Annotated in this window: 9 protein-coding genes and 1 pseudogene; 3 read left to right on the top strand and 7 right to left on the bottom strand. The window is 59.4% G+C overall.

Annotation, left to right across the window (positions count from 1 at the left end):
• Positions 1-56: 56 nt before the first annotated feature.
• The 6 genes and pseudogenes from YUU_RS61755 to YUU_RS0140315 all read right to left on the bottom strand — a co-directional run bounded on the left by YUU_RS61755 (position 57) and on the right by YUU_RS0140315 (position 6,198).
• Positions 57-401 carry a hypothetical protein gene (locus tag YUU_RS61755; protein WP_245288253.1) on the bottom strand — a complete coding sequence of 115 codons (345 nt, stop codon included), beginning with the start codon at positions 399-401 and terminating at the stop codon, positions 57-59.
• Positions 381-736, bottom strand: a pseudogene (locus YUU_RS57430) (transposase); the annotation flags it as partial. The gene YUU_RS61755 and the pseudogene YUU_RS57430, both read right to left, overlap by 21 nt.
• A 554-nt stretch (positions 737-1,290) precedes the next feature.
• Positions 1,291-2,373 (bottom strand): ABC transporter ATP-binding protein, encoded by a 1,083-nt coding sequence (locus tag YUU_RS0140300; RefSeq protein WP_051390158.1) that lies wholly within the window; start codon positions 2,371-2,373, stop codon positions 1,291-1,293.
• Between the two features lie 4 nt (positions 2,374-2,377).
• Positions 2,378-3,472 carry a carbohydrate ABC transporter permease gene (locus tag YUU_RS0140305; protein ID WP_245288251.1) on the bottom strand — a complete coding sequence of 365 codons (1,095 nt, stop codon included), beginning with the start codon at positions 3,470-3,472 and terminating at the stop codon, positions 2,378-2,380.
• A gap of 83 nt (positions 3,473-3,555) precedes the next feature.
• On the bottom strand, positions 3,556-4,713 hold the full coding sequence (locus YUU_RS0140310; protein ID WP_027527342.1) for a carbohydrate ABC transporter permease: 1,158 nt from the start codon (positions 4,711-4,713) through the stop codon (positions 3,556-3,558).
• Between the two features lie 9 nt (positions 4,714-4,722).
• Entirely contained in the window at positions 4,723-6,198 is a 1,476-nt protein-coding gene (locus YUU_RS0140315; RefSeq protein ID WP_027527343.1) for an ABC transporter substrate-binding protein, read from the bottom strand.
• A 269-nt stretch (positions 6,199-6,467) separates the two neighbouring features.
• On the opposite strand from YUU_RS0140315, the gene YUU_RS59450 reads away from it, so the two are divergent.
• Positions 6,468-6,632, top strand: a complete 165-nt coding sequence (locus tag YUU_RS59450; protein ID WP_371260562.1) for an Lrp/AsnC ligand binding domain-containing protein — start codon at positions 6,468-6,470, stop codon at positions 6,630-6,632.
• Here YUU_RS59450 and YUU_RS0140330 read toward each other — a convergent pair.
• Positions 6,619-7,788: a trans-acting enoyl reductase family protein gene (locus YUU_RS0140330; RefSeq protein WP_027527344.1), complete on the bottom strand. Its 1,170-nt coding sequence runs from the start codon at positions 7,786-7,788 to the stop codon at positions 6,619-6,621. The genes YUU_RS59450 and YUU_RS0140330 overlap by 14 nt on opposite strands.
• Positions 7,789-8,285: 497 nt before the next feature.
• Between YUU_RS0140330 and groES the strand changes: the two genes are divergently transcribed.
• Both groES and groL read left to right on the top strand, forming a co-directional pair.
• Positions 8,286-8,600 (top strand): co-chaperone GroES, encoded by a 315-nt coding sequence (groES, locus tag YUU_RS0140335; RefSeq protein WP_027527345.1) that lies wholly within the window; start codon positions 8,286-8,288, stop codon positions 8,598-8,600.
• Between the two features lie 90 nt (positions 8,601-8,690).
• A partial coding sequence (groL, locus tag YUU_RS0140340) for a chaperonin GroEL (protein ID WP_027527346.1) occupies positions 8,691-9,808 on the top strand: 1,118 nt, incomplete at its 3' end.

A 9,808-nucleotide genomic window follows, 5' to 3' on the forward strand; every position in this document is an offset into this window, starting at 1 on the left:
GATTTAGCTTGCGATCCCAAGCAAGGTAACTTGCGGGCTGTGCGCTTGTGCGAAATCTATGTAGGTGTGCTTTCGCAGCCACTAATCGTGGATGAGGCAAACAGCGCGGCCCCCTCGGTGATTTTCAGGCAAGCGCCGCTCGCGTGTCGCCACAGCCAGCCGAGAGCGACGGCGCGCTCGATGCTGGTGCGGAATTGCTCACCACTGCGGCCAGCCGTCAGAAATGGCTCATTGACGCGTTCGGCGAAGATACGGCCATCCTCCACCGCTTGCCGTTCGCGATCCTGCGCGCGGCGGTATCGAGATCGGCGAAGGGCTGCCACTCGACGAATTTCATGCTGCCATCGTGACCTCGAGTGCGCTTTGCTCCTTGGGGTGGGCATCGGGATAAGCTTGGCCATCTTTCGAATTTCTGAGCGGTGGCTCCGAGGGGCGAACTCGTCACGCGCGCCGTTTGGGCCTCGTAAACGTAAACGGTCGAGCTTGCGAATACGCTTGAGTGCGCGAACAGCATCTCGATCTTCTTGCGGAGCCGGCGCGAGGTGCGTCCTTCCCACGACTTTGCGATCTGCCGCGCCATGTCGCGAGCGCCCTCATAGATTGAGCGCGGTATTCTCCGTGACGGCTGCTTGGGGCAACAGCGGGATTTCAATGCGCATCCATCGCAATCGCGCTTGCTGGCGACATAAAGCATCGTGGCGCCGTCGTTCAGGCCGGGATATTCGCGGGCGTAAATGATGTGGCCACCGTTGGACAGCAAATAGGCGGCGGGATCGGCGCCACTAACCCAAAAGGATTACTTACCTATTTTCTCCTGCGCCGGTGGCGGCTGCGCGTAGGCTACAGTTCTGAGGGGACCCTGCGATGCTGGACAAGACCACCGACGGACCGGCGACGACATCTGTCAAACTCGGATGGACCGGCGTAGTCCGCTTCATCCACATCACTTCGCGCGTGCGTGGAGTTTAATGATCTTTGTTGCCTTTCTGGGAGCTAGATCGTGCTGTGAGGATGGCGCGTGCGAATGTTGTGACTGCGGAGGCAACGCCGCTGGCCGAGCGTTCAAGGTTCGACGATGTCCACCAGCTCTGACAAGACGATCCCACAAGCTCCGGTCTGTGAGACGTGCGGGCGGTTGATGATGTTGTTGGCCGTACTGCCAAGGATAGGCAACAGGCCGTGCGTGCGTGTGGACAAGTGCCTTCCGTGCGGAAGAATACAGGCCGTCTACGAGAACCAAGTCTGACTTGAATGCCGTCCCGATGGCAACGTGCATGGAGTGATGTCGCTTCAGCGCACACGTAGGCCACTTTCAGCATCAAAAACGAATGTGCGTGACGGCGTCAGCGAGACACCGATGCGCTCGCCTTGCCTGCCGGCAAACTGCTTAGGGGCCTTCACGGCGATGAAGTCATTTTCGTCTTTGACTGTCACAAGCGTGTGGTCGCCGATCAGCTCGTTGGCGTAAATTTCGCCCTTCAGATCCCCCTTGTCATGCTCAACGATCGTGCAGTCTTCAGGCCGCACGCCGAGGACGGCCTTGGCGATCCTGCCTGACACCGGTGACATCAGCCGGGCTCCGTGGCCCATGAAGGCCCTACCGTCCAGAGCCCCATGGATGATGTTCATGGGCGGTGAGCCGATGAATTGGGCGACGAACAGATTGGCAGGATCGTTGTACGTGTTCACCGGCGTATCGAGCTGCTGCAGAACTCCCTTTTCCAGAATCGCGACCCGGTGGGCCAGGGTCATGGCTTCAATCTGGTCGTGAGTGACATAGATTGTCGTGATGCCTAGCGACTGCTGCATGTGTTTCAGTTCGGCGCGCATGTGACCACGAAGCTTGGCATCGAGATTTGAAAGCGGCTCATCCATGAGAAACACCGACGGGCGGCGGATGATGGCCCGAGCCAGCGCAACCCGCTGACGCTGGCCTCCGGATAGCTCTCGGGGGTAGCGGTCGAGTAGGGTCTGGAGTTGAACCTGGGCGGCAGCCTCCTTGATCGCGGCGGTACGCTCAGCTTCGGGAACGCGGCGAACCTTGAGCGGAAAGCCGATGTTCTCGGCCACGGTCTTGTGCGGGTAGAGCGCGTAGGACTGAAACACCATCGAGATGTCGCGGTATTTCGGCAAGATGTCGGTAACATCGCGGTCGCCGATCAGCACGCGGCCGGCGGTGGCCGTCTCGAGGCCGGAGAGAATGCGGAGCGCGGTGGTCTTTCCTGAGCCGGAAGCGCCGAGCAGCACCAGGAATTCTCCCGGCGCGATGTTTAGATTGAATTCCTCGAGTACCTTCACGGTACCGAAATATTTCCGCACTTTGTCGAAACGGACCGGGACCTGGCGAGCGGCGCCTGAAATCGTCTTGTTCATCCGCTCATCCCTTGACCGCGCCAAGCAAGACGCCTTTGGCGATATATCGCTGCAACACGACAGCCATGATGATCACCGGAAGGATCATGATCATGATAATGGCGCACATCTCCCACCAAAGAATGCCCCGCTCGCCGGTGTTCTTGGCGGCAACCATGATCGGCATGGTCTGGGCTCGAGCGGTCGTGAGGAAGATCGCAAAGAGATACTCGTTCCAATTGAGAATAAGCGTCAGCAGGGTGGTTGCAGCGAGCCCTGGACGGGTCAAGGGCAACACGATGTCCCAAAATATTTCGAAGCGTGATGAGCCATCGAGTTGTGCCGATTCCTCCAGTTCAACGGGAAGATTCGCGAAAAAATCATGCATGAGCCAAACGACGATTGGCAAATTCGCTACCGCATAGACGATGATAAGCGCGAAGTGCGTGTCGATCATGCGGACCGACTGAAACATCATGTAGACCGGAATAATGACTACGATCGGTGGCAATATGCGTTGAGATACGATCCAGAACAGAATGTCGTTATTTCCGAGCGCGGACTTGAAACGCCGCCCTAAAGTGCGGGCAAGAAGAAAAAAAAGGGCGAGGGCAATGGAGCCTGAAATCGTCCAATGAACATCGAAGTAATTGGAAGCGACGATGGCCGAGAGGGCCAGCAGCACAAACACCACGATGTTCCCGAACTTCGGCTTGTAGCTAATGCGCGCCAGTGCGTAGGCAGCCATGGATCCGACCGCAATGCAAAGCGCGGTGGCGCCGAAACTGATCACAAAGGAATTCGTATAGGCAAGGTAGACCTTGCAGATCTGCGGCTCCATTTTTTCGATCTTGACCAACGGCGAAAGAATGAAGGCGAACAGATTGTAGACCAGCAGGAAAAGCTGGCGGCCGACGGAATAGGCATCGCAATAGGGGTCTGTTGCGAATTGCGCAATCCAGCCCTTTAGCGTCGGCTGGAAATCGACAAAAGGGATAAAGAACGGTCCGTTGTTGACGGTCCCGGCATCCTTGAAGGCCGTAATGACCACCCAATAGATCGGAAAGAGCACGAACAGCGACCAAAACAACAGGATAGCGGAGGCCACAAGGTTGGCCATAAGGGACATCTTGCCCACGGCAGGCGGTTCGAACAATCGCTGTCTGAAGGACCGGTCCCTGGAAATCTTGGAAGTCACCCCGCTCATGCCCGCGCCTTGCGTAACCGTTTGAGGACCACATAGTTGAAGAACGAGGAGCACACGACGACGGTCAATATCAGGAGAAGATATGCCACGGCAGCAGAATCACCCATGTCATTGGCGCGCCAAAGAAACAGAGAATGCAGTGTCATTGACTCGGTTGCTATCCCGGGCCCTCCGGCTGTCATGATATTTGGCAGATCCACGATTTTGAACGCCTCGATCATACGAATGAGCATGACGGTTGCTGCGACTGGAAGAATTTGCGGCCAGGTGATTTCGCGGAAGATCTGGAAACTGGAGGCGCCATCGACCTGAGCGGCCTCGACATGATCCTTGGGCACGTTCTCCAGAGCGGCAAGCAAAACGATGAAGATGAAGGGGATCCATTGCCAGGAGTCCCCCAGGATAACGAACCAGCGAGCGGCCCAGGCATCGGTTGACCATGCCCAATTCCCGAGACCGACCAATTGCCAGAAGGGCTGGAACGGACCTTTGGTCACATCGAGAATCATCTTGAAGGCATAGCCGACACCGAGCGGAGTAATCATGAGGGGGATGAAAAACAGTACCCGAAAGAAATTCTTGCCGATAACGGGCTGCGAGCACAGGAAGGCCAACATCAGGCCGATCACGAATTGGATGGAGCAGCCGGCGACAACATAGAACAGGGTATTGAGCAGCGTGCCCCACTGGTTACCGGAAAGCAGGGTGGCGGCGAATAGAAGCGCAATGAACATGGCCATGGCAGCGCTGATCAACCGCCCGGCCAAGCCGATCCAGGTGGTTCCCTTGACGACGGCGCGATAGAGCCACCACAGCAGAGCGCCAGCAGTCACGAGGCTGAATACCCAGCCGGCGATGCTCATGCTCGTGAAGCGGCCAAGGAAGTGAACCTGCTGGTTGCCGATAAATTGGGCCGCGAAGTTCTCAAACCAAACCGTCCGGAATTTGAGACCGGTGGCCGTGAACCTTACATGACTGATCGCAAAGACGATCGTGTAGAAGGTTGGGAAAATCGCAAAGAGCAGGACAAACGTAACAGCCGGAGCAATGAAAAACGTTCTTGAATGGCGGTCCAACCACTCGCCCCAGCTTTCACCCCGAGAAAATCCAGCCGGAGAAATCCCCGGCTGGCTCGTAGTGGTCCCATCAGACATTAGGCTCGCTCACTTTGCAGGTCCGACAGCGAGTGCCATCTGCTTGATCTGCTCGTCGCGGCCGAAGTCTTTGGTGATCTTTTCCCAACCGGCCTCAATGTTCTTCAAGGCCTCGTCCACGGTGATCTCGCCAGCCATATAGCGCGCCAGCTCGGTGTCGAGCACGACGGCGGTGTACTGCTGCGCACCGGGGATCTTGAGGTCCGAAGACATGTTGGGGTTGTTGAGGGCATCGTTAATGGCGCCCATGTAGTTTTTGGCAAGGCCCTCATCCATGCCGGATTTCACCCAAAGATCCGTGCTCTTGAGCTGGCTGAGGCGGTATGGGTTGAAGCCTGTCCAGCCCATGGTCACGTCGACGTTGGATTGCTCTTTCTGACTTATGAACGACAAGAAGTCGTAGGCCGCCTGCTTAACCTTGGGGTCCGACTTGGCGTTGACGGCGCCGCCCCAGCCGCCAAAGGCGGAGAACGGAGCATAGTTGATGCCGTCGATCGCATTCGGTGCAGACTCTTTGCTGACAGGAACAAGCTTGCCGGTGTTGCGGTCCAAAACTTCCTTCGAACCCACATTGGTGGCGTAGAGCTTGTTCTTGATCACCTTTGCGTCGTCTTCGAGCTGGAGCGGGCCCGGATCGCCCCATTCGATCAGGAGGCCGCATCGGCCCGACTTGAACAAGGAACGGGTGTCGCCGATGTCCATATTTAGTTCTTCAGGCGGTCCGTATTTGCTTGTCTCTTTGTAGAGTTCAAAGGCCTTCTTCCAGCCGGCATTGTTGACAAGGGGCTTCATTGTGGCGTTTTCGAACTGAAAGCCCTGGGCTGTACCCTGAGTCTGAACGAACGTCGAAGCGATCGTCTGTACGGCGAAATAGCTCTGCGCGTTCCGCTTCTTGAAGATGCAGGAGCCATAGCCTGGCTTGCCGTCGCCGCTCATATCCTGGCCGTTGATTGCCTTGGCAATGGCGAGATAGTCGTCCCAGGTCTTGGGCGGCTGCAGATTGTTTTTTTCCAGGATGTCCTTCCGGTAATAGACCATCTGGAAGTCGCCATCGACCTGAATCACCATCGTATGCCCGCCGATCTTCTGGGCAAATTCGCGGAAATAGGGCGCGATGTCCTGGAGGTCGATCTTCTTGTCCTTCTCTATGTAGGGATCGAGGTTTTCGAGCAGCCCAGCCGCCGCGAGCTCGACGCCCCAGCCGGCGGCGAAGACGGCAACATCAATGGAATTCGTTCCCGTGGACCAGTCTTGCTGAACCTTCGGGAAGATCTCAGCATACGGCACTTCATTTACGATGATCTTGGCGCCCGTCAGCTTCTCGAATTCCTTGCCGCGCTGGGACACTGCGCCGGCGATGACGGGTCCCGGGCGCGTCAGGATGTTGATCGTGATGCCGTCATACTGGCCGGCACCGGCGATGCCCGACCACCCGCACAAGGCGACAGCCGACGCGGCAGTTGCCGCAAGCTTTCGAATGTCCATAGGTCCCTCCCGTGTACATTTGATTGAAGTGCCGAGCCTAAGCCCACGCAATTCGTAGCCTACAGCATTTCGCTGTCCGGAAAAGCCTGTGCATTCTTAATACGGTGATTGGCGCGCCATCCTGCCGGCCTGGAGCTGGTGTGCAAGCGCAGCAAGACCGAGTGCAGACATGGTCATCAGCACCGCGGCCGCCGAGAAATGGTCCTCGACCTCGCAGCCAACCTGGGCCTCCTTCATCGGCAACTGGCCAACCAACCGCCATTGAGGAAGTGCTGGCACGTTTCGGACAACTGCTTGCCGATTTTCCCGAAGTCATCGAAGCCTATCTCACCACCGGCGATTGCGATTACCTCGTGAAGGTGGCGGTCGAAGGCACCGCGGGCTACGAGCGCTTCCTGCGTGGAAAGCTCTATGGCATTCTCAACGCGCGCTGAAGGTGAGGCCGGCGCGCTCCTCCAGACGCTTGCACAACGCCGGCCCCATCAGCGCGCCCGGTGTCCAGATGCCGCCCTCGCCTTGCACGTCGCGCACGAGGCAGAGAGCGCTCTCGGCGATCATCTTGCTGGTCGAGCCGTAGCCCGGATCGCGGTCGCCCGTGACTACCGCCTCGACGTGTCTGCCATCCGGGAGCTCCCCCAGGAAGAGGATGTCGTAGAAGCCCCTCTCGCGCTCTTGCCGAGTCGGGCCGGCGCCGGGTTTGAGACCGCCGGTCCGGAGCAAGGAAACCAGCGTGGCAAACGTCTCCGTCGTCACGCTTGCGATTTCCCCAAATCCCGGCGCGACCATCATCTCATCGTAAACGAAGTCGGTGCCGTAGGGATGATCCAAAAGGAAATTTGTGCGGTGCACGTTCTTGGTGTTGATCGGCGCCATGGGGAACGGCACGAGCCACACCTTAGTGCTGGGGTCGTATTCGGGGATGAGACCCGACGGTTGAGACGGCCCGGTAAACCCCGGCGTCAACGCGAAGGGATCGCTCAACAGCCGGATCAGGGTCGGGTCGCGTGCCGCGGAGGCGAATGTCGCCTGAGCACTTGCCGCGGTGCCGCCAGACATGCCGCCTCTCACCTTGCGCAAGCGGGCCTTGACCCGCCGCGCAGGGCGCCCGAATTTCTCGCGCGCCTTCTCCTGCAACGTGAGCACGCCGAGATCGAACGGGATGGAATCGAAGCCGCAGGAGAAGACGATGCGCGCGCCGGTTCGTTTCGCCTCTTCGTGATGGGCGTCGATCATGCGCCGCATCCAAACCGGCTCGCCGCACAAATCAACATAGGCTGTTCCCGCGGCAGCGCAGGCCGCCACGAGCTCGGGGCCGTGGAGCTGATAAGGCCCGACCGTCGTGATGATTACGGTCGCACGCTTGCACATCGAACGCAGGCTGGCCGGCTCGGCGGCATCCGCCGTGACCAACGGCAAATCGTCCGGTGCGCCGATATCGGCACGCACCTTCTGGAGCTTGTCGGTCGAGCGCCCCGCGATCGCCCAGGATGGCGCATCGTCGCCGCGATAGGACGCCGCGAGATATTCGGCGATGAGGCGGCCGGTGTAGCCCGTCGCGCCATAAACGATGAGGTCGAAGTCCCGCTTCACGACGTTGATCCTCCTCGCGACCCCGCAGCGCAATCTTCAGATCTGTATGTAGTCGTAGGCTTCGCGGCCACTGTCGTCAGGGGCCGTGCAACATGCGCTACCACGCGGGGCGCTAACCCTGACTCGGACCGGCCTTCCGCCGGCAGGATCGCACCGGCTTGCCGGCGCACTCATTCGATCACCTCGTCCGAGCTGAGCCTAGGGTCCGCCGCTTCATTGAACCCTCCCACGGGGTCACGGAGGATACCACAGTTCCAGCCTTGGAGTGCGCAACGTCCGGATGGGGTCAATCGCGTCGCTTTTGGCCTGTTTGCCGGATGTCTGCTTATTCCCTGACAGCGGCGGAATAGCGGACATCCCCAACCGCTGCTTGGGCCAACAGGCGACATGGGTCGAAGCCCTTGCGCCCAAGTGTCACAGGCTTATGTGAGGAGCGGCGAGCACTCGCTCATTGCGACGGCCAATCCAGCAATAATCACAAGAGAGGGGAGGATCGCATGAAATTCCGTCCGCTTCACGACCGCCTCGTGGTCAAGCGCATCGAGGCCGACCAGAAGACCGCTGGCGGCATCATCATTCCCGACACGGCCAAGGAGAAGCCCTCCCAGGGCGAAGTGATCGCCGTCGGCCCCGGCGGCCGCGACGAGAGCGGCAAGCTGATCCCGATCGACGTCCAGGTCGGCGACCGCGTGCTGTTCGGCAAATGGTCGGGCACCGAGGTCAAGATCGACGGCCAGGAGTTGTTGATCATGAAGGAAAGCGACATCATGGGTGTTCTCACCGACGTCGCCGGCTCCAAGAAGGCGGCCTGACGCTGACCGCCGCAAATGCTCACCCCTGAGGAGCGCCTGCCTATGCTGCCTCGCAGGTGAGAGACGAATTTCAATTCGGGGAGGACAAATATGTCAGCCAAAGAAGTCAAATTAGGGGTCGATGCTCGCGACCGCATGCTGCGCGGCGTCGAGATCCTCGCCAATGCCGTGAAGGTCACGCTTGGTCCGAAGGGCCGCAACGTCGTCCTCGACAAGTCGTTCGGCGCGCCCCGCATCACCAAGGACGGCGTTGCCGTCGCCAAGGAGATCGAACTCGAGGACAAGTTCGAGAACATGGGCGCCCAGATGGTGCGGGAAGTGGCGTCGAAGGCAGCGGATGCTGCCGGCGACGGCACCACCACCGCGACCGTNCTNGCCGCNGCGATCGTCCGTGAAGGNGCCAAATCGGTTGCCGCCGGCATGAACCCGATGGATCTCAAGCGCGGTATCGACCTCGCGGTCGACGCGGTCGTTGCGGACCTCTCGAAGAATACCAAGAAGGTCACCTCGAACGAAGAGATCGCCCAGGTCGGCACCATCTCGGCCAATGGCGACGCGGAGATCGGCAAGTTCCTCGCCGACGCCATGAAGAAGGTCGGCAACGAGGGCGTCATCACCGTTGAAGAAGCCAAGTCACTCGAGACCGAGCTCGACGTCGTCGAGGGCATGCAGTTCGATCGCGGATACATCTCGCCCTACTTCGTTACCAATGCCGACAAGATGCGCGCTGAAATGGAAGACGCCTACATCCTGATCAACGAGAAGAAGCTCTCCTCGTTGAACGAGATGTTGCCGCTGCTCGAGGCCGTGGTGCAGACCGGCAAGCCGCTGGTCATCGTGGCTGAAGACGTCGAAGGCGAAGCGCTCGCCACGCTCGTCGTGAACCGTCTGCGCGGCGGCCTCAAGGTCGCGGCCGTCAAGGCGCCGGGCTTCGGCGATCGCCGCAAGGCCATGCTGCAGGACATCGCGATCCTGACCGGCGGCCAGGCNATCTCGGAAGATCTCGGCATCAAGCTCGAGAACGTCACGCTCAACATGCTCGGTCGCGCCAGGAAGGTGATGATCGACAAGGAGAATACCACGATCGTCAACGGCGCCGGCAAGAAGGCCGACATCGAGGCGCGCGTGGCCCAGATCAAGGCGCAGATCGAGGAGACCACCTCGGACTACGACCGTGAGAAGCTCCAGGAGCGTCTCGCCAAGCTCGC

The sequence above is a fragment of the Bradyrhizobium sp. Ec3.3 genome (assembly GCF_000472925.1).
GTDB lineage: Bacteria > Pseudomonadota > Alphaproteobacteria > Rhizobiales > Xanthobacteraceae > Bradyrhizobium.

Bases quoted from the DNA above. Each gene is read 5' to 3' on its own strand.
- YUU_RS61755 (WP_245288253.1), bottom strand. From the start codon at position 401: ATGGCCAAGCTTATCCCGATGCCCACCCCAAGGAGCAAAGCGCACTCG.
- YUU_RS0140310 (WP_027527342.1), bottom strand. From the start codon at position 4,713: ATGTCTGATGGGACCACTACGAGCCAGCCGGGGATTTCTCCGGCTGGA.
- YUU_RS0140305 (WP_245288251.1), bottom strand. From the start codon at position 3,472: ATGGCCAACCTTGTGGCCTCCGCTATCCTGTTGTTTTGGTCGCTGTTC.
- YUU_RS0140315 (WP_027527343.1), bottom strand. From the start codon at position 6,198: ATGGACATTCGAAAGCTTGCGGCAACTGCCGCGTCGGCTGTCGCCTTG.
- groES (WP_027527345.1), top strand. From the start codon at position 8,286: ATGAAATTCCGTCCGCTTCACGACCGCCTCGTGGTCAAGCGCATCGAG.
- YUU_RS0140300 (WP_051390158.1), bottom strand. From the start codon at position 2,373: ATGAACAAGACGATTTCAGGCGCCGCTCGCCAGGTCCCGGTCCGTTTC.